This is a genomic window from Sulfitobacter sp. OXR-159 (genome assembly GCF_034377145.1).
Classification (GTDB): Bacteria; Pseudomonadota; Alphaproteobacteria; order Rhodobacterales; family Rhodobacteraceae; genus Sulfitobacter.
The window spans coordinates 213,429-235,959 of the sequence record NZ_CP139708.1; the positions used below are offsets into that span (position 1 = coordinate 213,429).

General features: G+C 61.4%; 24 protein-coding genes. 8 read left to right on the forward strand and 16 right to left on the reverse strand.

Annotation, left to right across the window (positions count from 1 at the left end; translation table 11 throughout):
• Nucleotides 1–241: 241 nt before the first annotated feature.
• From T8A63_RS18940 to dctP, 3 genes are read left to right on the forward strand one after another with little or no spacing between them, the layout of a single operon-like run.
• A complete protein-coding gene (locus tag T8A63_RS18940) occupies nt 242–742 on the forward strand; it encodes a TRAP transporter small permease subunit (protein ID WP_067936149.1) in 501 nt (166 codons plus the stop codon).
• Nucleotides 732–2,054, forward strand: a complete 1,323-nt coding sequence (locus T8A63_RS18945; RefSeq protein ID WP_201722070.1) for a TRAP transporter large permease — start codon at nt 732–734, stop codon at nt 2,052–2,054. The genes T8A63_RS18940 and T8A63_RS18945 overlap by 11 nt, the downstream gene beginning before the upstream one ends.
• 21 nt (nt 2,055–2,075) lie before the next feature.
• Entirely contained in the window at nt 2,076–3,164 is a 1,089-nt protein-coding gene (dctP, locus tag T8A63_RS18950) for a TRAP transporter substrate-binding protein DctP (protein ID WP_067941242.1), read from the forward strand.
• A 106-nt stretch (nt 3,165–3,270) separates the two neighbouring features.
• Here the strand turns inward: dctP and parA are convergent, their stop codons facing one another.
• The 13 genes from parA to T8A63_RS19015 form a co-directional block, all read right to left on the reverse strand.
• The gene (gene parA, locus T8A63_RS18955; RefSeq protein WP_322345937.1) at nt 3,271–3,909 is read right to left on the reverse strand and encodes a ParA family partition ATPase; all 639 of its coding nucleotides are present in this window, start codon (nt 3,907–3,909) and stop codon (nt 3,271–3,273) included.
• Between the two features lie 93 nt (nt 3,910–4,002).
• Entirely contained in the window at nt 4,003–4,737 is a 735-nt protein-coding gene (locus tag T8A63_RS18960) for an amino acid ABC transporter ATP-binding protein (protein WP_322345938.1), read from the reverse strand.
• Nucleotides 4,734–5,408 carry an amino acid ABC transporter permease gene (locus T8A63_RS18965; protein WP_067627432.1) on the reverse strand — a complete coding sequence of 225 codons (675 nt, stop codon included), beginning with the start codon at nt 5,406–5,408 and terminating at the stop codon, nt 4,734–4,736. Before T8A63_RS18965 ends, T8A63_RS18960 begins: the two co-directional genes overlap by 4 nt.
• A 3-nt stretch (nt 5,409–5,411) precedes the next feature.
• Nucleotides 5,412–6,170 carry an amino acid ABC transporter substrate-binding protein gene (locus tag T8A63_RS18970; protein ID WP_067627431.1) on the reverse strand — a complete coding sequence of 253 codons (759 nt, stop codon included), beginning with the start codon at nt 6,168–6,170 and terminating at the stop codon, nt 5,412–5,414.
• A gap of 244 nt (nt 6,171–6,414) precedes the next feature.
• Entirely contained in the window at nt 6,415–7,770 is a 1,356-nt protein-coding gene (locus tag T8A63_RS18975; RefSeq protein WP_322345942.1) for a sigma-54 dependent transcriptional regulator, read from the reverse strand.
• A 17-nt stretch (nt 7,771–7,787) separates the two neighbouring features.
• Nucleotides 7,788–7,913: a hypothetical protein gene (locus T8A63_RS18980; RefSeq protein WP_259950196.1), complete on the reverse strand. Its 126-nt coding sequence runs from the start codon at nt 7,911–7,913 to the stop codon at nt 7,788–7,790.
• Nucleotides 7,914–7,944: 31 nt separating this feature from the next.
• Nucleotides 7,945–9,144, reverse strand: coding sequence for a formate dehydrogenase subunit gamma (locus tag T8A63_RS18985; protein WP_322345944.1), 1,200 nt, complete (start codon nt 9,142–9,144; stop codon nt 7,945–7,947).
• Between the two features lie 66 nt (nt 9,145–9,210).
• Complete coding sequence (fdh3B, locus tag T8A63_RS18990; protein WP_067266580.1) at nt 9,211–9,804, reverse strand: formate dehydrogenase FDH3 subunit beta; 594 nt, start codon at nt 9,802–9,804, stop codon at nt 9,211–9,213.
• Between the two features lie 12 nt (nt 9,805–9,816).
• A complete protein-coding gene (locus T8A63_RS18995) occupies nt 9,817–12,804 on the reverse strand; it encodes a formate dehydrogenase subunit alpha (RefSeq protein ID WP_322345946.1) in 2,988 nt (995 codons plus the stop codon).
• Nucleotides 12,805–12,906: 102 nt separating this feature from the next.
• Nucleotides 12,907–13,119: a twin-arginine translocation pathway signal protein gene (locus T8A63_RS19000; protein ID WP_067935401.1), complete on the reverse strand. Its 213-nt coding sequence runs from the start codon at nt 13,117–13,119 to the stop codon at nt 12,907–12,909.
• A gap of 65 nt (nt 13,120–13,184) precedes the next feature.
• Nucleotides 13,185–13,793: a TorD/DmsD family molecular chaperone gene (locus tag T8A63_RS19005; protein ID WP_300053161.1), complete on the reverse strand. Its 609-nt coding sequence runs from the start codon at nt 13,791–13,793 to the stop codon at nt 13,185–13,187.
• Nucleotides 13,790–14,431: a DUF3306 domain-containing protein gene (locus T8A63_RS19010; protein ID WP_067628695.1), complete on the reverse strand. Its 642-nt coding sequence runs from the start codon at nt 14,429–14,431 to the stop codon at nt 13,790–13,792. Before T8A63_RS19010 ends, T8A63_RS19005 begins: the two co-directional genes overlap by 4 nt.
• Nucleotides 14,428–14,967, reverse strand: coding sequence for a DUF3305 domain-containing protein (locus tag T8A63_RS19015; protein WP_322345949.1), 540 nt, complete (start codon nt 14,965–14,967; stop codon nt 14,428–14,430). Before T8A63_RS19015 ends, T8A63_RS19010 begins: the two co-directional genes overlap by 4 nt.
• Nucleotides 14,968–15,348: 381 nt before the next feature.
• Between T8A63_RS19015 and T8A63_RS19020 the strand changes: the two genes are divergently transcribed.
• The 5 genes from T8A63_RS19020 to T8A63_RS19040 are packed head-to-tail and all read left to right on the forward strand — an operon-like array spanning nt 15,349 to nt 19,813.
• Nucleotides 15,349–17,313, forward strand: a complete 1,965-nt coding sequence (locus tag T8A63_RS19020) for a 4Fe-4S binding protein (RefSeq protein ID WP_322345951.1) — start codon at nt 15,349–15,351, stop codon at nt 17,311–17,313.
• A 25-nt stretch (nt 17,314–17,338) separates the two neighbouring features.
• Nucleotides 17,339–17,542 carry a DUF6494 family protein gene (locus T8A63_RS19025; protein ID WP_300053153.1) on the forward strand — a complete coding sequence of 68 codons (204 nt, stop codon included), beginning with the start codon at nt 17,339–17,341 and terminating at the stop codon, nt 17,540–17,542.
• Between the two features lie 5 nt (nt 17,543–17,547).
• Nucleotides 17,548–18,618, forward strand: coding sequence for an Mrp/NBP35 family ATP-binding protein (locus T8A63_RS19030; RefSeq protein WP_067628705.1), 1,071 nt, complete (start codon nt 17,548–17,550; stop codon nt 18,616–18,618).
• Nucleotides 18,615–19,331 carry a biotin/lipoate--protein ligase family protein gene (locus T8A63_RS19035; RefSeq protein ID WP_322345955.1) on the forward strand — a complete coding sequence of 239 codons (717 nt, stop codon included), beginning with the start codon at nt 18,615–18,617 and terminating at the stop codon, nt 19,329–19,331. Before T8A63_RS19030 ends, T8A63_RS19035 begins: the two co-directional genes overlap by 4 nt.
• Nucleotides 19,328–19,813, forward strand: coding sequence for a DUF6505 family protein (locus T8A63_RS19040; protein WP_067628709.1), 486 nt, complete (start codon nt 19,328–19,330; stop codon nt 19,811–19,813). Before T8A63_RS19035 ends, T8A63_RS19040 begins: the two co-directional genes overlap by 4 nt.
• Before the next feature lie 42 nt (nt 19,814–19,855).
• On the opposite strand, the gene T8A63_RS19045 is transcribed toward T8A63_RS19040, so the two are convergent.
• The 3 genes from T8A63_RS19045 to T8A63_RS19055 are packed head-to-tail and all read right to left on the reverse strand — an operon-like array spanning nt 19,856 to nt 22,079.
• Entirely contained in the window at nt 19,856–20,668 is an 813-nt protein-coding gene (locus tag T8A63_RS19045) for a substrate-binding domain-containing protein (protein ID WP_322345957.1), read from the reverse strand.
• Entirely contained in the window at nt 20,665–21,375 is a 711-nt protein-coding gene (locus T8A63_RS19050; protein ID WP_322345959.1) for an ATP-binding cassette domain-containing protein, read from the reverse strand. Before T8A63_RS19050 ends, T8A63_RS19045 begins: the two co-directional genes overlap by 4 nt.
• Nucleotides 21,375–22,079, reverse strand: coding sequence for an ABC transporter permease (locus T8A63_RS19055; protein ID WP_067628713.1), 705 nt, complete (start codon nt 22,077–22,079; stop codon nt 21,375–21,377). Before T8A63_RS19055 ends, T8A63_RS19050 begins: the two co-directional genes overlap by 1 nt.
• Nucleotides 22,080–22,531: the final 452 nt, after the last annotated feature.

Here is a 22,531-nt window from a genome sequence, read left to right on the forward strand (position 1 = left end):
TTTTTCCTCCCAAACGGATATTTGCTAAGCCTCCCCCGACGTCGATGCGGAGGGCTCTGCGCAGCAGATAATCGTCGCTTTTCGAAAATGTCCATGGCTTAGGCAAATTGAAACCTCTCCTTCTGGACAAACTCTCCCCACGCCGCATACGTAGTGCTACTTAAAGCAGCATTATTATTGGTCTTTTGCCTTGTTTTCGGCAGAAAGCCCAATAATGTGCGAGCTGCCAGGGAGGGCTCAGATCTTGATAAAATTCATCGACCAGATGAACGAATTCGTCGGGCGTATCGTGTCGGTCGTCGCCGTCATTTTCGCCGCAATCATCATCTATGACGTTTTCATGCGCTATGCGCTGAATGACCCGACTCGCTGGGCTTTTGACGTTACGAAACAGTTATATGGCTTCTATTTCGTGATGCTGGGCGGCTATGCGCTGCGTCATCAGGCCCATGTGCGGGTCGATCTGATCACCGAAACCCTTGCCCCCACCTTGCGACGCTGGGTCGAAGCGGCGGGCTATGTGATCTTTTTCTTCCCCTTCGCGTGGATCTTCACCACCCGCTCTTATGAATTCGCCATGCGCTCTTATGCTCAGGGCGAGACGACCTATGGCTCGGTGCAGCTGCCGGTCTATCCGCTGAAAATGGCCATGGCGCTCGCCGCTGGTTTGCTGTTGCTGCAAGGTGTGGCGGAATTTTTGAAACTCGTACTTAACCGTCAGGAACTGCCCCGTGACGCCTGAACTCATTGCACTCACCATGTTTGGCCTGCTGTTGCTGGGCCTTTTCATGGGCCACCCGCTGGCCTTCGTTCTGGGCGGCACCGCCGTTTTGGGCGCTGTCATCGCTGGCAAGCCCATGGTGCTGGGCATCGTCATCAACCGGATTTTCGGCGATGTGCTCGACAACTTCACGCTGATCGCGATTCCGCTGTTCATCTTGATGGCGCGGTTCCTGTCCGATTCGGGCGTGACGGATAAGATGTTCGAATCGCTTCGGCTTTTGATGTCCAACATCCGCGGCGGTCTGGCGCTGGCGGTGGTCTTCATCTCGATCCTGCTGGCCGCCACCACAGGCATCATCGGTGCGTCGATCACCGTGATGGGCGTGATGGCCCTGCGCCCGATGCTGCAATATGGCTACAGCCCGACACTGACCACCGGCGTCATCGCGGCCTCCGGCTGTCTGGGCATTCTGATCCCGCCGTCGATCATGTTGATCCTTATGGCCTCCTATTCGCCCCTGTCGGTGGGCGAGCTTTTCGCCGGTGCGATGGTGCCCGGCGTGGTGCTGGGGCTGCTCTATGCGGTGTGGGTCTTTATCGTGGCCGTGGTACGCCCGGATATGGCTCCCGCGGTTGAGCCTGATGAGAAGATCTCCAAACCCGCGCTGGTGCGGATGCTGCTGATCGAAGCCGTGCCGCCGCTGGTGCTGATCCTCGGTATCCTTGGCTCCCTGCTTGCGGGGATTGCCACCGCAACCGAGGCCTCGGCCATCGGTGCTGCGCTGGCTCTGCTTATCGTGATCATGCGCCGCAAGTTCACATGGGCGAGCTTCTATGGTGCGATGTTGGAGACGGGCCGGACCTCTGCGATGATTCTCTTTATCGTCATTGGTGCGACGGCCTTTACCGGGGTGTTCAACATCACCGGGGGTCTGCGCGCCACGCAAGAGATCATCCGCAACCTTGATATGGCCCCTTGGATGCTGATCGCGATGATGATGTTCATCGTCTTCATTCTTGGTGCTTTCCTCGATTGGACCGGCATCGTGCTGCTGTCCTTCCCGATCTTCCTGCCCATCGTGCAGGAGATGGACGTGAGCCTGTTGTGGTTCGTCGTCCTAATGTCGGTGGTCTTGCAGACGTCCTTCCTCACCCCGCCCTTTGGATATGCGCTGTTCTACCTGCGCGCCATCGCCCCGCGGGAGGTCAAGACGTCGCATATCATCATTGGTGTGCTGCCGTTCATCGGGCTGATCCTGATGATGTGCGTGGCCATCGCCCTGTTCCCGCAGCTTGTCACTTGGCTGCCGGAAACGCTCTATACAAAATAAATCAACGGAGGAGAGAATATTATGAAATTGAAATCAACACTTGCCGGTCTGGCACTCTGCGCAGGCTTTGGCACGCAAGCCGCGGCCCAAGACAACTGGACCATGACCACCACATGGCCCACTTCGCTGGAACTGATCGAGATCGACAAGCATTTCGTTGATCTGGCCAATAAGCTGACCGGCGAAGACCTGACCATTGAATTCTTCGAAGGCGGCTCCCTCGTGCCCGCAGGCGAAGTTTTCGGCGCGGTTGAATCCAACACGGTGCAGGCTGGCGCCGACTGGCCCGGTTACTGGGCTGGCCGCAACTCTGCCTTCTCGCCGCTGGCGACCACGGCGAGCCTGTTCAACGCGGTTGATTACGTCAACTGGATCGAGCAGTGGGGCGGCAAAGAGCTCTACAACGAGATCTACGGCAAGTTCGGCATGGTCTACCTGCCCTACGGCGTGACCAACAACGAATCCGGTTTCCGCACCAACGAGCAGATCGTCACGCTGGAAGACCTCAAGGGCAAGCGTCTGCGTCTGTCGGGTCTGGAGCAGGGCCGTCTGTTGGAAAAACTGGGCGGCTCTCAGGTCTCCATGGCTGGTGGCGAAATCTACCAGTCGCTTGAGCGCGGCGTGATTGATGGCGCGGAATTCTCGACCCCCAACGTCGACTTCTCGGGCGGTTTCCAGCAGGTCACCAAATACTGGGCGACACCGGGCTGGCACCAGTCGGCGTCGATCTTCGGTGTGATGATCAACAAAGGCGCGTGGGACGCGCTGTCGGACGAAACCCGCGAAGCGCTTGAAATCGCGGCACAGGCCAACCTCGTCTGGTCGCTCTCCTTCACCGAGAAGCGCGCGACCGAAGCCTATCAGCAGTTCCTCGATGCGGGCATCGAGATCAACCGCTACGACGATGAAACGCTGGCCACCGTTCAGGAAATGGCCAACGAAACCATCGAAGAAACCGCCTGTGAGAACCCCGATTCCGCAAAGGTTTACCTGAGCCAGTTGGAGTATCTGAACGACTACGCCAAATGGCGTGATGCATCGGCCCCCTTCAACTTGGGCCGCACGCCCAACGGGCCGGACATCGAAAAAATCCGCGCCTGCGCGGAGTGATTTGAACCTATCGGTTCTAACGGAAAGGCCCGCCAAATGGCGGGCCTTTCTACGTTAGCAGGGGCTTGCTTTGTACCGCGACAGAGTTAGCCCCGCTCAGCCGGGACTACAGTTCAAGAATGCCTGCGACCTCTTGCGCCAGCGCACGAACTTCATCCGCGGCAGGGCCGGACTTTTTCGCCTCGACCACACCCAGACCCCGGCCGAGGGCATCGGCGTAGATCACTCTGTTGGCCAGCGAAGCGTCAAGCCGCTCGGCCCCAAGCTCGGACACCGATTTAGCCACGTCATCGCCGACCCGCGTGCCGGCGCGGGTGCGGTTCATCACGATATGCGTCGGTTTCTGCGCCCGCTCGGCCAAATCCAATACGTCATGGGTCGCCCAAACATCGGCCTGACTGGCCGATACCGGCACCAACACCAGATCCGAGTCGCGCAGGACCCAACGCACATCGCTATCCGCCTTTGGGGGCGTATCGATGAGAATGACATCAGCCTCGTTGCCGACCGTCCGGATGGCGCGGGATATCCCATAGGGAGTCGCCGTTGCGAACTTCAGCTTTGGATCAAGCCCAAGCATCTCTTCGCGAACGTCGAGCCACTTGCCGAGGCTGCCTTGAGGGTCCGTATCCAACAGGCCCACGCTTTTGCCCGCTGCTAAATAGGCAATCGCCAAGTTCGAAACGAGGGTGGTCTTGCCTGCCCCACCCTTTTGTTGGGCTACACAGATAATCCGGGCGCTCATTTGCCAAGCCTTCAATAGGTTCTCTGCACCGCAGCATAGCGGGCCAAGCCGGTAAAAGCGACAAATACCTCGCGACAGGCGCGCGGCACCCGCCTAGCCCTCGACACGCTTGAGAAACTTTTGCAATCGCGCATCCTTGGGCGCGCTGAAAATCTCAGATGGCGGGCCGCTCTCAACAATCTTGCCGCCGTCCATAAAGATCACCCGATCCGCGATCTCACGGGCGAACTGCATCTCATGGGTCACGATCAGCATGGTTTGCTTGCGCTCTGCCACCGCGCGCATCAGGTCCAGCACCTCACCGACCCATTCAGGATCAAGCGCGGATGTCGGCTCATCGAACAGCATCAACTCGGCCCCAAGCGCCATCGCCCGGCCGATGCCGACACGTTGCTGTTGCCCGCCGGACAGCGCCGCGGGGAAACTGTCGGCCTTGTCGGCCAATCCGGTCTCGGCCAAGACCGAAAGCGCGCGCTGCTCCGCCTCATCCTTGGGGCGCTTTTGCACGGTGACAAGCGCCTCCATGATGTTCTCTTTCGCCGTCTTGTTGGCGAACAAGGCGTAGTTCTGAAACACCATCGCGGTCCGACGGCGCAGCGCCAGAATGTCGGCCTTGCGCGCCTTTGCGGCGTCAACCGTCACATCACCGATGCGAATGGTCCCCGCCTGCGGCACGTCGAGGAAGTTGAGACAGCGCAGCAGGGTCGATTTGCCCGTGCCGGAGGGGCCGATGACAACCACGCGCTCGCCTTCGGCAATCTGCAAATCAATGCCATTGAGGACCGGCGCGCCGCCGAAATGTTTGGTCAGGCCAGTGATATCGATCATCGGACGAACGCCTTGTTTAGATAGGTTTCAAGCCGCTTTTGCATCTGGCTAAGCGCTTCGACAATGACCCAATAGATCATCGCCACAACGAGATAGGCCTCGAAGTAAAGGAAGCTGCCCGCCGCCTCTTTCTGGGCTGCGCCCATCATTTCGGTCACGCCAAGAGTAAAGGCCAGCGAGGTGCCTTTGATCATGTCGATGAAATAGTTGACCAATGTGGGCGCGGCGATCCGGGCGGCCTGTGGCAGGATGATACGCCGCATCATCTGGCCTTGGGTCATGCCGATGGATTGCGCGGCCTCCCATTGGCTGCGGTCGACCCCCATGATCGCGGCGCGGATGCTCTCGGCCATATAGGCCGAGAAATGCAAGGTCAGCCCCATGATGGCGGCGGTCACACCGTTGATATCCGACAGGAATGACAGCACCTGCGGCAGGCCAAAGTAGAACAGAAACAACTGCACCAGCAGCGGCGTGCCGCGGAAAAAGCTGATGAAGACGATCACGAACCAGTCGAGAACAGGCACTTTGGCCACCCGTTCGACAGCCAAAAGCGAGGCGAGGATCAGTGCGAACACCATCCCCGCCACCGCCATGAACAAAGTTAACGGTACATAGCCCAATATGACGGGCACCAGCCCCAGCATGTAGTCAAGGTCTAGCGCCCGCATGGGTTACTCCGCTTTGGTGATGTCAGTGCCGAACCATTTGTCCGAGATTTCCGTCAGTGTACCGTCTTCGCGCAGGGACTCCAGTGCGGTGTCGACACGGTCCCGCAGGGCGCGGCCTTCGTCATTGTCTTGGAACGGCAGCGCGTTGCGGATTTCGGAGAACGGCTTGCCTGCCAGTTGCAGCGGCAGGGGGCTTTCCTGAATCAGCTGGGCTGAGGAAACCCGGTCCATCACGAATGCATCCACCCGGCCAAGCGCGGTGTCTTGGGCGATGTTGGACTCATAGGTCTTGATCTCGATCTCATCTGCAAAGTCGAGTTCGTTCAAAAGCTGCTCGAAGTTCGAGCCGAGGTTGACCGCAACGGTTTTACCGCGCAGGTCTTCGACGCCACCGATCTCTTCGTTGCCCTCTTTGGTCACGACCTGCGCGCCATCAAATACGTAAGGCGCGGTAAAGGCGAACTTTTCTTCACGCTCTGGCGTGATGGTGATCTGGTTGGCGATCGTGTCGATGCGGCCTGCGTCCAGCGCGCCGATCAGACCGGAAAAGGCCATGGTTTCGAACTCAACCTCAAAGCCCGCCTCTTCGCCGACAGCATTCATCACGTCGACTTCGAACCCCTGAAGCACGTCCTGCTTAACGAAGGTGAAGGGGAAATAGCCGCCCGACATGCCCACGCGGAGCGTTTCGTTGTCTTGGGCGAAGGCTGCGGTGCCAGAAACCGCGGCGAGCGCGGTGGCGGTAACGATCTGTTTCAGCATTGAATTTACTCCTGTAACGCTTGAGCATCAGATGTCACCGGGCGCCGCCCGCTTCAACACCATTGCTGAAACAGGAACGTTTGACGGGCGGGATCGGTTCAGAAGGAATGGGAGCTATGGCCATCGGGTGTGCGCGGGTCGAATTTCCTACTGTGGGCCCAGAGACAGAACAGAATTCCCGAAAGGAACGATGGATTCCGCGCCCGCGGAACGGATATGCGCAAATCACATAGCTTTGCTCCCCTCAAAGGGCGTCGATATCCAGCCCCTCAGCGGCCCAAGCGGCAAGCTTGCGGTCAACGGTTTTACGAGAGACGCCCAAGCGCCGCGCGGCCTCGGCCCGGTTGCCGCCCGAAAGATCAAGAATGTGCAGCATGTGGCGCTGTGTGACCAGTTCGAGATCCTCGATTGCCCTTAGCCCATCGACGGTGCCATGGCCCGCAAAGGCTTCGGGCAGGCTGCCGAGGATGACCGACCGTTCGATCAGATTTCGCAATTCTCGCACATTGCCCGGCCAATCGTAGCGCCGCAGCTTGAGCAATGTCTCGGCATCCAACCGCAGCGCGGGCATGCCAAGCGCGGTCGAGAATTGCTGCATGAACATCGCCGCCAGTTCGACGATATCATCCGAGCGGTCCTTGAGCGGCGGCATTGCGACTTCGACAACATTCATGCGGTGATAAAGGTCTGCGCGGAAACGCCCCTCCTCCACCGCTTTGGGCAGATCGGCATTTGTGGCGAAAAGGAACCGCAGGTTCAGCGGAATTTCCCGCTCGGCCCCTTCGGGCCGGATGCGTTGATCTTCCAGTACTCGCAACAAAGCCGCCTGCAACTGCTCCGGCATCTGCGCCACTTCATCAAGGAACAGCGTGCCGCCATCGGCCAAAAGGAACAGCCCCGGCTGTAGGGTTTCGTTCCCCTCCACCGCACCGAAGAGTTCAGGCACGATCCGATCCGGCGTGATGGCGGCGCAGTTGACCGCAACGAAAGGATGGTCGGCGCGGTCAGACATCTGGTGCAGTTGCCGCGCGGCCAACTCCTTGCCCGTGCCGCTGGCCCCGGTAAAAAGCACTGGCGTCGGGACCGGGGCTAGGCGGTTCAGCATCCCGCGCACCTTCGACAGGGCCTCGGACTTGCCAAGCATCTGCACCGCTGCCCCGCCCTGCAATTCACGCCGCAGCAGTGTGTTGTCGCGGCGGAGGTTCTTGCGGTCGAGCGTGCGGGAAACGGCGCCGAGGATTTGGTTCGCCCGGAAGGGTTTCAGCACGAAATCACTGACGCCCGCGCGCAGCGCGGCGATGGCGGTTTCCAGATCGGCATAGGCGGTGATCAGAACCGTGTCGGCGTAAAACCCTTTGCGGCGCTGCTCGACTACCCATTCCAGCCCGGTTTTGCCGGGCATGACATTGTCCAGAACGACCACATCGAAATGCGCCTCGTCCAAGAGTTTGGTGGCCTCTGCAGGCGACGCGGCCTGCGCCACGCGCTTGGCACGCGGCTCCAAAATCTTGGTCAGGAAATGGCGCATCCCCGGTTCGTCGTCGATCACAAGGATCGACGCGCCCTCGAGCGTGCCGCCGTATTCATCGCCTGCCGCCATGATATGCCTCTTCGGTGTCAGTCCAACCGGACGTTTTCACCTGAATAGACCTCAGCCGAGGAAAAGCCTATCTCATGCAGTCCGAAATAGGCCACAACGCCGATCACCGCGACGCCCAGAAACCCTGCCAGCATGGCTTTCATTGCGCGTATCCTTTTACCTGAACGCCGCCCATCATTCTGCGGGGGTCCGCTTGTCATCTTTGACCTCATCAAGCCAGAGCGAATGGTGCTGCTCGGCCCAACGTTCATCAACCTCGCCGTTGCCCATGGCGTCAAAGGCGCCTTCCATACCGAGTGTCCCGATATAGATGTGCCCCAAGATCACCGCCATCATCAGAAAGCCGATGATCGCGTGCCACAGTTGGGCATATTGCATTTCCGCATGGGGCGTCAGATCGCCCTGAAGCGGACCAAAGCCTGCGGCCTCGGCCATGCCGATGTCATTGATAAGGTTGAAGGTATGCCCGAAAAGCTGGATCTCGAAGGGAAACAGCAGCGACAGCCCCGAGAGCGAGACCGAGAAGCCCAGCAGGATCACGGCCCAGAAAACGATCTTTTGCCCGAAGTTAAACTTTTTCGCGGGCGGGTGTTTGTCGCCGATGAACCCGCCGCCTTGCTTGATCCAAACCCAATCGGTCTTGTTCGGGATATTGTGCCAAATCCACATCACAAAGACCATGACGAGCGCGATCATAAAGGCCCATGACACGTTGTTGTGGATGAACTTGGACCCGGTCAGCAGGACCGAGTTGAACTCATGCCCTAAGAGCGGAATGACCACCTTACGGCCAAAGAGCGTGGCCAAGCCTGTCAGGGCAAGCAGGATGAAAGACCCGGCCAGCATCCAATGGGCAAACCGTTCGATCGCTTTGAAGCGGGTGACGGTACGCCCGACCTTGCCGCCTTCGATGCGGATCCGGCCTCGCAGAAGGTAAAAGAGCAGCAGCACGGCCAGCGTCCCGGCAAGAAGCCAAGCGCCGTAGGTTGCCAGAGGCCCTTCGCGGAACTGCTGCCACCACATCCCGTTGTCCTGTACGAGGACGCGGCCCGTCTTGTTCATCGTGCTCACGCGCACGGGCAATTCGTTATAGCGGATGCCACGCCACAGGTCCGGATCTGACCGCCCGCCAAGCGGGCCAAGCCCCGGCACCGTTGCGGCATCACCACCCAAATTGTTGCGCCGGAACCCGTCGTCAATCTCGGCCCCGTTTTGGCGGCGTTCGATGTCGGCCAGGTTCTGCGCGCCGCCGGTGTTGGCGCGGTCAATGGCCGAGGGGGTCGCGTTCTCGGGCAGGCGCACGTCCTGCGCCGTGGCGCTGACCGGCAGCGCGGCCAAGGCGAGAATGAAAAGAGCCATCAGGTGGCGCAGCATGGGAAATCCCCCGGCTAGACAGATATGGAGTAAAGGGGCGACCCGGTCAGGCCGCCCCGAAAGCCGTTACTGGCCTTTTTGCTCGTAAGCCGTGCCCCAGCCCCAAGCGCCGGAGCCAAAGCCGCGCGCGACGACACGCTCGCGGTAGATGTCGGAGACCATGTCCCCGTCACCCGCCAGCAATGCCTTGGTCGAACACATCTCGGCGCAGATTGGCAGTTTGCCTTCCGCGATCCGGTTGCGGCCGTACTTCTGAAATTCGGCTTGGCTGTGGTTTTCCTCGGGGCCACCGGCGCAGAAGGTACATTTGTCCATCTTGCCGCGGCTGCCGAAGTTGCCAGCCTGCGGATACTGCGGCGCGCCGAAGGGGCAGGCGTAGAAGCAGTAACCGCAACCAATGCAGAGGTCCTTTGAGTGCAGGACGATGCCATCGTCGGTCTGGTAGAAACAATCCACCGGGCAGACCGCCATACAGGGCGCGTCCGAGCAGTGCATACAAGCGACCGAGATCGAGCGTTCGCCCGGTTGGCCGTCTTGAATGGTCACCACGCGGCGGCGGTTGATGCCCCAAGGGACTTCGTGTTCGTTCTTACAAGCCGTGACACATGCGTTGCATTCAATGCAGCGCTCGGCATCGCAGAGAAACTTTGCTCTTGCCATTCTCTTATCTCCTTACGCTGGCATAATCTTGCAGAGAGTCGCTTTGGTCTCCTGCATTTGCGTCACTGAATCGTAGCCGTAGGTCTGAACCGTGTTGGTGCTTTCGCCCAGAACGATCGGATCGGCCCCATCGGGGTATTTGTCCCGCAGGCTGACACCTTCCATGTGCCCGCCGAAGTGGAAGGGCATGAAGGCCACGCCCTCGCCCACCCGTTCGGTGACCATGGCCATCACTTTGATCTTGCCGCCCTCGGGCCCTTCGACCCAAACGTCGGACCCGTCGCGCACGCCAAGGTTGTTGGCGTCACGGGTGTTGATCTCGATGAACATGTTCTGTTGCAACTCGGCCAACCATGGGTTCGACCGGGTCTCGTCCCCGCCGCCCTCATATTCGACCAAGCGGCCAGAAGTGAGGATGATCGGGAATTCCTGCGAGAAGTCGTTCTTTTGGATCGAGGCATAAAGCGTCGGCACCCGCCAGAAGGTCTTGTCTTCGTAGGTTGGGTAATCCGCGACCAGATCGCGCCGGTTTGAATAAAGCGGCTCGCGGTGTTTTGGCACCGGATCGGGGAAGGTCCAGACCACACAGCGGGCCTTGGCGTTACCGAAGGGGGCGCAGCCATGTTCAATCGCGACCCGCTGGATGCCGCCCGAAAGGTCGGTCTTCCAGTTGATGCCACCGACTTGGGCCACGTAATCCGATTCCATCTCGCCTTGATGCGAGGTTTCACCGACCTCTTCTTGGCCATCGTCCGCATTTTCAGGCTTCTCGTAACCTGCGACCGCTTCGATGATGGCGCGTTCCTCCGCTGTGAGATCGCCGTCCCAGCCCAAATCCGTCAGCATCTGCATGGTGAATTCAGGATAGCCGTCTTTGATCTCGGAGCCTTTGGAATAGACACCTTCAGCCAGCAGGTTTTCACCGTCACGTTCAACGCCGAAACGGGCGCGGAAGGTCAGGCCGCCTTCGGCCACTGGCAGCGACAGATCGTAAAGGTTCGCCGTGCCGGGGTGGTTCATCTCGGGCGTGCCCCAGCAGGGCCATGGCATGCCGTAGTAATCGCCATCCGCCGGGCCGCCGTTGGCACGCAGAGTGGTTTTGTCGAAGGTGTGCTGGTTCTGCATGTGCATTTTCATCCGCTCGGGCGACTGCCCGGTATAGCCGATGGTCCACATGCCTTTGTTGAACTCGCGCGTCAGGTCTTCGATGAGCGGCTCTTCACCGTTCACTTCGATGTTGCGGAACATGCGATCATCAAAGCCGAACTTCTTGGCGAACTTATAGAGGATCGTGTGGTCCGGCAGGCTTTCAAACAGCGGCTCGACGACCTTTTCGCGCCACTGGAGCGAGCGGTTCGATGCGGTCACGGAACCGGAGGTTTCGAACTGCGTACAGGCCGGGAGCAGGTAGGTGTTGTCGGTCCGATCGTGGAGAACGGCAGAGACGGTTGGGTATGGGTCGACCACAACCAGCAGGTCGAGCTTTTCCATCGCCGTTTTCATCTCACCCTGACGGGTCTGCGAGTTCGGCGCGTGGCCCCAGAGCACCATGGCTTTGGTGTTGTCGGGCTGCTCAAGGTTCTCACGGTCCTCAAGCACACCATCGATCCAACGCGACACCGGGATGCCGATGAGGTTGATCATCTTTTGCTCTTCGCCCGCGCCATCGGTCCACGAGGCGAAGCGGCTCTGGATCCATTCCAGATCCTCACCCCAGACCCGCGCCCAATGCGCCCAAGAGCCATCGGACAGGCCGTAGTAGCCCGGCAGCGTATCGGCCAGAACGCCAAGGTCGGTCGCGCCTTGCACGTTGTCGTGGCCGCGGAAGATGTTGGTGCCGCCACCGGCGGTGCCCATGTTGCCCAAGGCCAGCTGCAGAATGCAGTAAGCGCGGGTGTTGTTGTTGCCGTTGGTGTGCTGCGTGCCACCCATGCACCAGATCACGGTGCCGGGGCGGTGGTTGGCCAGTGTCCGCGCGACGCGCTGAAGCTGTTCGCCGGGCACGCCGGTGACGCGCTCAACCTCATCGGGGGTCCAGTTGGCGACTTCCTGACGGATTTCATCCATGCCCCAGACGCGGGTGCGGATGAATTCCTCATCCTCCCAACCGTTCTCGAAGATGTGGTAGAGGATGCCCCAAACCAGCGCCACGTCCGACCCCGGACGGAAGCGTACATATTCGTCGGCATGGGCCGCGGTACGGGTGAAACGCGGATCGCAGACGATCAGCGGCGCGTTGTTCTCTTCCTTGGCTTTCAGCACGTGCTGCAGCGACACCGGGTGCGCCTCGGCGGGGTTGCCGCCGATGATGAAGATTGCGCGCGACTTGTGGATGTCGTTGTAGCTGTTGGTCATGGCGCCGTAGCCCCATGTGTTCGCCACGCCCGCCACGGTGGTGGAGTGACAAATCCGCGCTTGGTGGTCGACGTTGTTGGTGCCCCAATAGGCGGCGAACTTGCGGAACAGATAGGCTTGTTCGTTGGAGTGTTTCGCCGAGCCGAGCCAATAGACCGAATCCGGGCCAGAGGTGTCGCGGATCGACAGCATCTGATCGCCGATCTCGTTGATCGCCTGCTCCCAAGAAATCCGCTGCCATTCGCCGCCGACTTTCTTCATCGGATACTTCAGGCGGCGCTCGCCATGGGCGTGCTCACGGACCGAGGCGCCCTTGGCGCAATGCGCGCCGAGGTTGAAGGGGCTGTCCCAACCGGGTTCTTGACCGAGCCAAACACCGTCCGACACTTCGGCGATGACGGTACAACCGACCGAGCAATGGGTGCAGACGGATTTCTTGACTTCCATCTTTCCGCTGACGGCTGCGGTGGCGGCTGATGCCTGTTGCACGCTGCCCGCGGTGCCTGCGATTGCCGCAAGCCCGCCGATGGCAAGGCCCGAGCCGCGCAGGAACGCGCGCCGGTCAATACCGCTGCGCGCCACATCGGACATGATGCCTGTCCGCTGCGCAGACCGCGCGACCCCATTGGTCTTTTTCCTCAACATATCTTCACTCCCTATGCGCGGGCTGGTCCCCGCCTGAGGTGGCTATTGAACGGCGGGCGTTTTCGCCCTGCCAAGTTTCGGGGCCGCGCCCCTGTTATCTGGTCAGAACCGCGCGGCGGCGTAATAGGCGCGCGTGTGTTCGGTGTCTTGGATACGGTCCGACGACAGGTCGGGGGCTTGGGCCGCTTCGGCCTCGGTCCCTGTGGTGGCCACGGCAACGGCGGCCAAGGGGGCGGCGGAGCCCGCGAATTTCAGGAAGTCGCGCCGGTCCTTGCGAACGGGTGCGTCGGTGGTACCCTCTGGCTTGCGTGTCATCTTCTCTCTCCTGTTACGTCTCTTGTTCAGGGGCGCGTGGCCCCGCCTGTCTCATCGCGGTGGGTCTAGTCGTCTTTGCTGAGCCGGAAGGCTTCGGCTTCAATCTGCATGAAGGCACGGCCAATTTTGCCTACAGGGGCATAGAAGACCGAGTTTTTCGCCCCTTCGAGGTCGGCAAAGAAGTGCCCAGCCCAAGGGGCGATATGCCGGTTAAAGAATGTCTTTTGCTGCGCCAGCGTCGCGGGGGACGCAAAACGGCCCGCGATCATCGCGCCCATCATCTCCATCAGCGACGCGATGTTGTCTTCGGGCTCAAACACATTCGCCGCCCGTTCAAGCCCGCGTGCAACCATATCCTGACGCAGGGCGGCCAGCGGTTTTTCGTTGAGAAAACCGGTGAGGTAAAAGCTCGCATAGGGCAAAAGCTCGCCCCGGCCCAGCCCGATGAAAAGCCGGTTGAACTCACTCTCGGCACCCGAGGGTTTGGTCTTGGCGGCGAGTTTCGACAGCGTCTTGAATCCCTGCCCCAACTCGCTGTCATCCCCCGACAGACCCGCGCATTGATCCAGCAGCATCTGATCCGGGGGACCGGCAAGGATTAGGCCCATGAAGTTGTAAAGGTCCGCGCGCAGGCGGTCTTCTTCGGGCAGGGGCGTCGCGGCCAATTGGGTCATGCGCTGCTACCTTCCATGTCCTGTGCCAGATCACTGGCGAAGTGAAACCGCATGCGGCGGTGGGTCGGCGCGGGCTGCGCTTCGGATTCTTCTTCCGGGGCGGCATGATGCACCTCAAGAGGCGCATCTGGGGCCAGCGCCGTTTCGGTCCGGCGGGGGCCGGGCACGACGACATCATGGGTCGAGGCCAGAACGGGCGCGTCATTGTTGGCGCTCTCAACCGTCTCTTCGGGCGCGTCGGCCTCTGCGGTCAGCACCTCTTCGACCTTCGAGACCATGCCGCGGCCCACTTGGTAGATCGTGTTAACCGGTTTCCCAGCTGTCGCCGCCGCTGTGTAATCGTCGTCGTAATCGTTCAACCCGTCAAGGCAGGCCAGCACCGGGTTGGTTTTCCAAAAGCTGCGCAGCGCGCGGGTCTTGAGCCGTTGGGGCAGTTGCGCCTTGAGAAAGGCACGCAACTGTTCGCCGCTCACCAGATCCTCCGGCGCGGGCAGATCGAACTCGGCCAGCAGGTCATCATCGCTGCGCTCGGCCAGTGCGGCTTCTTCAGCCTCTGCCACCTGCGCTGCGTGAACGCGCACTTCGGCCTCTGCCTCAGCCGCGACGGCGGCGCGGCGTTTCTGCCAAAAACCGCTCATGCCAGACGCTTTCGTTTCAGCGCGGGCGAGGCGTAAATGTCCGCAGGTTTTTCAATGCGAGGATCGCCGATCCCGTCTTGTTTAATATCAGTGCGCAGACGATCCCGGCGGCGTTTGACGAAGGCTTCCTCCTGGTGGAACTCTTCGACGAACTCTTGCACCCATGCCAACAGACCCGGCGTCATCGCGACCTTTTCCACCACCTCTTCGGCGCTGTCGCAATAATCCTGCGCCTCATAGGGCGATGCTGTGACCAGCGCGAGTTTGAAGGGGCGGTCGGTTGCACCGGGAATGGGGCGCATCACAACATAGACACAAGGCACATCCGCGCCGAGCCCGTGGACATAGGCTTCGGTCTCGGCTCCGTGGAGGTCCAGCTTGAGCGTGGCGGCGTGGTACTCGACGATCTCACCGTCGCGGCGCAGCTCGCGCCAATCGGCCTCCCCGGCACCGGGCAGCACGGCGGTCGCTTTCCAGCTCCACTTGGCCCAACGGGTCACCCCCGGCGCGCGCCGCAGTACGATGCCCAAGGGCATTGTCCGATACATTGTCGGGTTGTGAATCAAATTGCTCCTCCGTTTCAATGACCTTCGCCGCAAAGGCCGGTCCGGGGGAAGCGCAAATCCGCGCCAAAGCCCGAAAAACCCGGCTTTCGAGACAAGATGGCCCATCGGCTTGGCCCGTCAATGGCGCCTCGGCCTAATTGTCTAACTTGAGTATTTCGCTCGGAAAATGAGGGAATCGCAAAATTCGAATCACTGCCCCCGCAGACTGCTGTTTCTGCCTGCTTCACCGTCCAAGAGCAGCACCGCCGCGCCGCGAATTTCGGTTGTAGGGGGTGGCAAATCCCGTCTAGCTTGGGGCCTCTGCCCTGCCCAGATGGGCTGCGGAATGTCGTGCGAATTGAGGGAAAATTCATGGCCAAGACATTGATAACATGCGATTGCGCAGGGTCGCAGCGTATCGATTCCGATGCATTGGCCGAGCGCAGCGGTTCGGCGGTCGCGCCCCCCTGTTCGGCCCTCTGCACCACCCAGATCGACCGGGCGGCCAAGGCCCTGACCGCCGGGGACGCAATTTTATGCTGCACCCAAGAAGAGCGGGTCTTTACCGAATTGGCCGAGGAACTGGGCCTGCCCCCTGCCCCCCTCTTGGACCTGCGCGACCGGGCCGGATGGTCGGATGACCCCCGTGACAAACTACCCAAAATGTCCGCCCTTGCAGCCGAGGCGCTTTTGGACGCCCCGGCAGAGAAAACCATCGATGTCGGGTCCGAAGGGCTTTGCCTGATCGTGGGGCGCGGCCCGGCAGCGCTGGAGGCGGCGGCGCAGCTCAAAGACCACCTGAGCGTCACGCTGTTGATGGACGACGCGGTGACAAAGGCCGAGGACAATCTGCCCGAGGTGCGCGATTTTGACCTCATTTCCGGCAAGCTGCGCCGTGCCAAGGGCGCGCTTGGACAGTTCGAAGTGGTGATCGACGCGCTGCGGCAGGTCGACCCGCGTGGCCGGGGACCGCTCAATTGGACCGCGCCGCGCGACGGCGCGCGCAGCCAATGTGACATCATCATCGACCTGCGCGGCGAGACGCCGCTGTTCCCGGCGCATGAAAAACGCGAAGGCTACCTGCGCGCCGATCCCGGCCACCCGCCTGCCGTGGCCGCCGCCGTGCTGGCTGCCTCGCATCTCACCGGCACATTTGAGCAGCCGCTCTATGTGCGGACCGAGCCGCTGCTCTGCGCCCATTCCCGCGCGGCGCAAACCGGCTGCACCAATTGTCTGGACCTTTGCCCCACTGGCGCGATCACGCCCGACGGCGATCATGTTGCGATCGATCCAATGATCTGCGCGGGCTGCGGTGCCTGTTCCTCGGCCTGCCCCTCGGGTGCGATCAGCTATGACGCGCCGCCCGTCGATTTCACCATGCGCCGGGTGCAGACGCTGGCGCGTGCCTATCTCGAAGCGGGCGGCGAAGCGCCGCGCCTGATGGTGCATGACGCCCATGGCGCCGAGATGATCCGCCTTGCCGCACGCCACGGGCGCGGGTTGCCTGCCGATGTGGTGCCGATGGAACTCGATGCGCTCGCCGCCTTTGGCCATGCTGAGGCGCTGGCCGCGTTGGCCGCCGGGTTCGCCCATGTCTCGCTTCTGCTTGGCCCCAAGGCCGACCGCGACGCGATTGAGACGCAGACCGCGCTGGTCCGCGCCATTGCGGGGGACGCGCGGATGTCGCTGATCGACACCCCCGACCCCGAGGCGCTGACCGACATTCTTTATGACGGCGAGGCCCCTGCCCCCGTCGCCCAGCCGGTGCGCCCGATGGGCAGCCGCCGCCAGATCGCCCGGCAGGCAGCGCGGGCGCTCAACCCCGAGGCCGAGGTGTTGGACCTGCCCGAGGGTGCGCCCTACGGTGCCGTTCTGGTCGACAAAGATGCCTGCACGCTGTGTCTGTCCTGCGTGTCGCTCTGCCCTTCGGGCGCGCTTGGCGACAACCCGGACCTGCCGCAACTGCGTTTTCAGGAAGACGCCTGTTTGCAATGCGGACTCTGCGCCAACGTCTGCCCCGAGGATGCCATCACCCTCGCGCCGCGCCTCGACCTGACCGAAGCCGCGCTGAGCCAGCGCGTGCTGAACGAGGAAGAGCCTTTTGCCTGCGTCGAATGCGGCAGCCTCTTTGGCGTGAAATCCACCGTAGAGAAAATCACCGACAAGCTGCGCAGCCATTCGATGTTTGCCGATGAGGCAAAACTGCGGATGATCCAGATGTGCGATGACTGCCGGATCAATGCGCAGTATCACAGCACCAACAACCCGATGACCGGCAACGAACGCCCGCGCCCTCGGACCACCGACGATTACCTCTCCAAACGGCGCGACCACTAGGCCGCCCACAGCACAGGAGCCACCCATGAGCGAAGACTTCAACATGTCGATGCGCAAGTTTCTCAAACAGGTCGGCGTGACCTCGCAGCAGGCCATCGAAAAGGCCATGCGCGACCATGACACCAGCGGCAAAGAGTTTGCGGTCAAGGCCGTGATCACTATCCCCGAACTGGGCCTTGAGCATGAGATCGACGGCACCATCGCCGGCGCGGACAAGGGCGGGGCATAAGCGACGTGACAGCCAGCAGAGACGCGGTCCTGACCGCCTTGAAGACCGTGACCGATCCGGCCACGGGGACAGACATCGTGGCCAGCGGCGTGATGCGCGCGCTGAATGTGGATGACGCGGGCGCGGTGCGTTTCGTGATGGAAATCCCGCCCGCCCAAGCCAAAGCCTACGAGGAAGCCAAGGCGCTAGCCGAAGCGGCTCTGGCGCAGGTCGAGGGGGTGTCGAAAGTCTCCATCGTGCTGACCGGCCACAGCGAAAAAGCCCCGCCGCCCGACCTCAAGCCACAGCGAAAAGCGGAGCCAACCGGTCCGCAAAAAATCCCCGGCGTCGACCGGATCATCGCCGTCGCCTCGGGCAAGGGCGGCGTCGGCAAATCCACCGTTTCCGCGAACCTCGCCTGTGCGCTGGCCGCCCAAGGCCGCCGGGTCGGGCTGCTGGATGCCGATGTCTACGGCCCCAGCCAGCCGCGCATGCTCGGCGTCTCTGGCCGCCCCGCCTCGCCCGATGGCAAGACCATCCTGCCGATGCGCAACCACGGCGTCACCATGATGTCGATTGGCCTGATGACCAACGAAGACCAAGCCGTGGTCTGGCGCGGGCCGATGCTGATGGGCGCGCTGCAGCAGATGATGACGCAGGTGCAATGGGGCGCGCTTGACGTGCTGATCGTGGACCTGCCGCCCGGCACCGGCGACGTGCAGATGACGCTGGCGCAAAAGGCCCATGTGGATGGGGCGGTTATCGTCTCTACACCGCAGGATGTGGCTCTGATCGACGCGCGCAAGGGCATCGATATGTTCAACCAGCTGAAGGTGCCGATCCTCGGCATGATCGAAAACATGTCGACGCATATCTGCACCAATTGCGGCCACGAAGAGCATGTCTTTGGCCACGGCGGTGTCGCCTCCGAGGCCGAGAAATGGGGCGTGCCCCTGCTCGCGGAAGTGCCGCTTGATCTGCAGATCCGTCTCGCCTCGGACGGCGGTGCGCCGATCACCGTCAGCCAGCCGGATAGCAAGCAGGCCGCGGCCTTTCACGCCATCGCCAAGCAACTCGTGGACGCTGGCGCCGCATGAGCGAGGTGCTGTCCTTCCCGCCGCTGATGTCGGGCGAGGCGGTCGTGGGCGATGCGCTTGCCGCCGCCTGCGCCCGCGCGGCCGAGGGCTGCGATGCGGGGCTGATCACCTACCGCCTCGACGGGGCCGAGATGCAGGCGGCCTTGGTCTTTGCCCCCGAGGTGCCGCTGGCCCGCGCGGTGGCGATGCTGCCGCTCTGCGGGGTGGGCTTTCAAAACGCCCTCGGCGCGCTCTCGCCGCCCGAAGTCGCGGTGCAACTGGAATGGAACGGCGGCATCCGCGTGAACGGTGCGGCCTGCGGCGCGCTGCGGATGATGGCCTCGACAACCGATCCGGCGGCGGTGCCCGATTGGCTCGTCGTCGGTTTCACCCTGCCGCTCTACCCTGCGAACGACCCTGACATGGCGCAAACGGGTCTAAACCCGGATCAAACCGCGCTCTATGCCGAAGGCTGCGCCGAGGTGCAGCCCCCCGCCCTTGTCGAATCCTGGGCGCGGCACACGCTGCATTGGATCAACCGCTGGGAAGACCTCGGCCCTGCCAGCCTGCATGGCGAATGGCGCGGCTTGGCCTATGGGATCGACGAAGAGGTGACCGCGCAGGGCGCAAGCGGTACATTCATCGGTGTCGACGAGGACTTCGGCATGTTACTGCGCGCGGGACAGACGACCCGCCTGATCCCGCTCACCACCTTATTGGAGCCCGCACCATGACCCTCAAACTTGCCCGCGCGATCCATTTCGATGAGAGCGACCGCAACGTCTTCGCCTCACCCGCCCGCACCGGGGAATGGTGCATCTCTGGCGGATTCGAGTTTTCCGATTGGACCGAGGGCGACCTGACTGGCAAAGCCCGCCAAGCCTTCGCCAACGGCTGGCTTGGGCTCGAAACCTTTGGCCGCGTGACCTTTGTCGCCGTGACCCAGATCGAAGAAGCCGAGGTAGAGACCCTCGCCGCGCTGCTGGCGCAGCATTTCGTCACCTACTACGGTGCACCTTCGGTCGATGCCGCGCGTCCCGTGGCGAAAGAGGAGTTGGCGCAGATGATCGACCTCTGCGCCGATCACGCGCCCAACTGTCTGCTCACCGTGGCGCGCGAGTTGACCGACGCGGGCGTCCGTGAAAGCTTTCGCATGATCCAGCCGCAGGATGCAGGACTAGAGCAATTCGCGATCCACGGCGACTTGCCCGAGTGAACCATCCGCGCAGGTTTGGGCGCGGATGGTCTCTAACTCAGGTTATTCGGCACCTTCCGCGTTGAACACGAATAGTGTCTCACCATTGATCTTATAGTCGTTGATCAGCGCTTTCGCCCGGTCGGAGGTCAGCCAGTCTTCGAGCTTCAGAGCCAGATCATTTTTGACATGGCCGTGACGCTCGGGGTTCACCGGCAGATAGGCATATTGGTTAAACAGAACCGGATCGCCCGCATAGAGCAACGCCAGATCCCCCTTATTGCCGAAGTTCAGCCAGCTTGCCCGGTCCGACATCACATAGGCGGGCATCCCCGAGGCGGTGTTGAGCGCCGCCCCCATGCCTGCCCCGACGGCGTTGTACCAATCCCCGAACTCTGCCGGATCGAGACCCGCTTCGCCCCAGAGAGACAGTTCTTTCTTATGGGTGCCGCTGTCGTCCCCTCGGCTCACGAAATCAGACTCTTTGTCGGCGATTGCGCTCAATGCTTCGGTGGCCGCACCCGAGGATGCGATGCCCGCCGGATCGCTTTTTGGACCGATGAAGACGAAATCGTTGTACATGATTTCCGTTCGGTGGCTGCCGAACCCCGCGTCGACGAAAGCCTCCTCGGCTTTGCGCGAATGGACCAGGATCGCGTCCACGTCCCCGGATTCGCCTAGCTTGATCGCCTGGCCGGTCCCGACGACCAACAATTGCACATCGAGATCAAGATCCGCTGCGATCTGAGGCAAGAGCACATCCGCGAGACCGGAGTTGTTGAACGATGTCGTCACCGCCATCTTTATCACGTCGGCGGCCTGCGCCGCACCACTCATCGCCAGAGCGGCAATTGCGCCTACAATCCAATGTTTCATTCTACGATATCTCCTCTTAAAAATGCCTGCGCCTCTGGGGTCTCAGGTCGGTTAAAAAACATAGTCGCGGGACCGGCCTCATGCAGACGGCCCCCCAGAAGGAACAAGACATCGTCGGCCAAACGGCGGGCTTGACCGTGGTCATGTGTCGAAAGGATCAGCCGCGTGCCCGCAGATTTCGCCGATTGCAGGATCGCCTCGATCTCTCGGGTCGCACGGCCATCCAATGCGGCACAGGGCTCATCCAGAAACAGCAGCTTGGGCTTGCAGATCAGGGCGCGGGCGAGGGCCAGTTTCTGCTGCTCGCCACCCGAAAGCACAGGGGCTGCGCGCCCCAAAAGCGGCTCTAACCCGACGCGCGCGGCCCATTCCTCCGCCGCCAGTCGGGCCTGAGCCTTTGCGACACCACGCAGGCGCAGTGGATAGATGAGGTTTTCCAAAACCGTGCGCCGCAGCATAACGGGCCGCTGAAAAACGAAGGCCTGATGATGCCGCGCCTCTTCGGTCGTACAGGCCCAATCGATCCGCCCCGCAGAGAGCCGCGCGGTGCCATGCAGCAATTGCAACAGCGTGGTCTTACCCGCGCCGTTCGGGCCGATAACGACCGTGGCGCCCTGCCCTTCCAGCGTCAGATCAATCGGTCCCACCAGCCGTTGCCCGCGTCTGCGGCTTTCGATCGCGCGGGCCTGCATTGGGAAAAGCTGCATCACCACCGGCCCTCCCGTTCGGTGCGGCCCAGCCAATGGATCGCGAGATTCACTGCCACGGCCAGCCCGATCAATACGAAACCGAGGGCGAGCGCCAAGGCAAACTCCCCCTTCCCGGTCTCAAGCGCGATCGCGGTGGTCAACACCCGCGTCGCATGGTCGATATTGCCGCCGACGATCATGATCGCCCCCACCTCCCCAATCGCGCGGCCAAAACCTGCGAGCGCGGCAGTGAGGAGCGCACGGCGGGAATCCCAAAGCAGGGTCCGTATCTTTTGGCCCTGCGTGACATTCATCGAAATCAGCAGGTCATGATATTCCTGCCAAAGTTCGCGGATCGACTGATGCGCGATTGAGGCAATGAGCGGCACGATAATGATCACCTGCGCTATGATCATCGCCGTGGGGGTAAAAAGCAGCCCCAACACGCCAAGGGGCCCGGAGCGGGAAAGGACCACATAAACGATAAGCCCCACCACGACCGGCGGCAGCCCCATGAGCGCATTTAGAACCGCGATCACCAAGCGCCGTGCGCGAAACCGTTTTACGGCGACCAATGCCGCGAGGGGGAGGGCAATCAGGCAGGCGACGACCAAGGCGGAAACTGTGACCTGCAATGACCGGCCGGCGATCTCCACCAGTTCGGGATCAAGCGTGAAGACAAGCCAAAAGGCCTGCGTCAGTCCGCTCCAAATATCGACCATCCCGCAGTGGCCTCCTCCGACTTGGGACCCAAAGCCCCACTTTCCCCGCACAGTGTCAGGACTAGCCTGTGGACGCCAGAGCCACCGGGACCGAAATTGCCGGAAGAGACAGACTGGCTTGAAACTCACCGTGATCTCGGGCGCGCAAGGTCAGGATGACCCGTCCCATGATTCTCGCAAATCGGGTATGTGGCTCTAACTACGGCAAAACCGCGAAATGCTGGCCATCCAGCTCATGATGAGCTCATTCTCATTTCCAAGGATAGTTTTAACAAATAATTACAGACCCTTAGACGTAAAAGCCCGGACTATCTTTGATCGTAGCTCCGACTATCGATGCCGTCTTTCCCTCTCCTCGCGCAAGAATCTATTGCACGCATCGCTTTAATGGCATTAAGTAACGGAAACAAAAGCGCTACCGAATAATAGCGTTACTGAGAGCGAGGGCAGAT

Bases quoted from the DNA above. Each gene is read 5' to 3' on its own strand.
- T8A63_RS18975 (WP_322345942.1), bottom strand. From the start codon at position 7,770: ATGGCGGCAGGCGATGAATACGGCGGCACGCTCGAGGGCGCGTCGATC.
- dctP (WP_067941242.1), top strand. From the start codon at position 2,076: ATGAAATTGAAATCAACACTTGCCGGTCTGGCACTCTGCGCAGGCTTT.
- T8A63_RS19015 (WP_322345949.1), bottom strand. From the start codon at position 14,967: ATGCCCTTGGGCATCGTACTGCGGCGCGCGCCGGGGGTGACCCGTTGG.
- parA (WP_322345937.1), bottom strand. From the start codon at position 3,909: ATGAGCGCCCGGATTATCTGTGTAGCCCAACAAAAGGGTGGGGCAGGC.
- T8A63_RS19000 (WP_067935401.1), bottom strand. From the start codon at position 13,119: ATGACACGCAAGCCAGAGGGTACCACCGACGCACCCGTTCGCAAGGAC.
- T8A63_RS19035 (WP_322345955.1), top strand. From the start codon at position 18,615: ATGAGCGAGGTGCTGTCCTTCCCGCCGCTGATGTCGGGCGAGGCGGTC.
- T8A63_RS19040 (WP_067628709.1), top strand. From the start codon at position 19,328: ATGACCCTCAAACTTGCCCGCGCGATCCATTTCGATGAGAGCGACCGC.
- T8A63_RS19050 (WP_322345959.1), bottom strand. From the start codon at position 21,375: ATGCAGCTTTTCCCAATGCAGGCCCGCGCGATCGAAAGCCGCAGACGC.
- T8A63_RS18960 (WP_322345938.1), bottom strand. From the start codon at position 4,737: ATGATCGATATCACTGGCCTGACCAAACATTTCGGCGGCGCGCCGGTC.
- fdh3B (WP_067266580.1), bottom strand. From the start codon at position 9,804: ATGGCAAGAGCAAAGTTTCTCTGCGATGCCGAGCGCTGCATTGAATGC.
- T8A63_RS19025 (WP_300053153.1), top strand. From the start codon at position 17,339: ATGAGCGAAGACTTCAACATGTCGATGCGCAAGTTTCTCAAACAGGTC.
- T8A63_RS19020 (WP_322345951.1), top strand. From the start codon at position 15,349: ATGGCCAAGACATTGATAACATGCGATTGCGCAGGGTCGCAGCGTATC.
- T8A63_RS18995 (WP_322345946.1), bottom strand. From the start codon at position 12,804: ATGTTGAGGAAAAAGACCAATGGGGTCGCGCGGTCTGCGCAGCGGACA.
- T8A63_RS19005 (WP_300053161.1), bottom strand. From the start codon at position 13,793: ATGACCCAATTGGCCGCGACGCCCCTGCCCGAAGAAGACCGCCTGCGC.
- T8A63_RS18980 (WP_259950196.1), bottom strand. From the start codon at position 7,913: ATGAAAGCCATGCTGGCAGGGTTTCTGGGCGTCGCGGTGATCGGCGTT.
- T8A63_RS18965 (WP_067627432.1), bottom strand. From the start codon at position 5,408: ATGCGGGCGCTAGACCTTGACTACATGCTGGGGCTGGTGCCCGTCATA.
- T8A63_RS19055 (WP_067628713.1), bottom strand. From the start codon at position 22,079: ATGGTCGATATTTGGAGCGGACTGACGCAGGCCTTTTGGCTTGTCTTC.
- T8A63_RS18970 (WP_067627431.1), bottom strand. From the start codon at position 6,170: ATGCTGAAACAGATCGTTACCGCCACCGCGCTCGCCGCGGTTTCTGGC.
- T8A63_RS19045 (WP_322345957.1), bottom strand. From the start codon at position 20,668: ATGAAACATTGGATTGTAGGCGCAATTGCCGCTCTGGCGATGAGTGGT.
- T8A63_RS18985 (WP_322345944.1), bottom strand. From the start codon at position 9,144: ATGCTGCGCCACCTGATGGCTCTTTTCATTCTCGCCTTGGCCGCGCTG.
- T8A63_RS19010 (WP_067628695.1), bottom strand. From the start codon at position 14,431: ATGAGCGGTTTTTGGCAGAAACGCCGCGCCGCCGTCGCGGCTGAGGCA.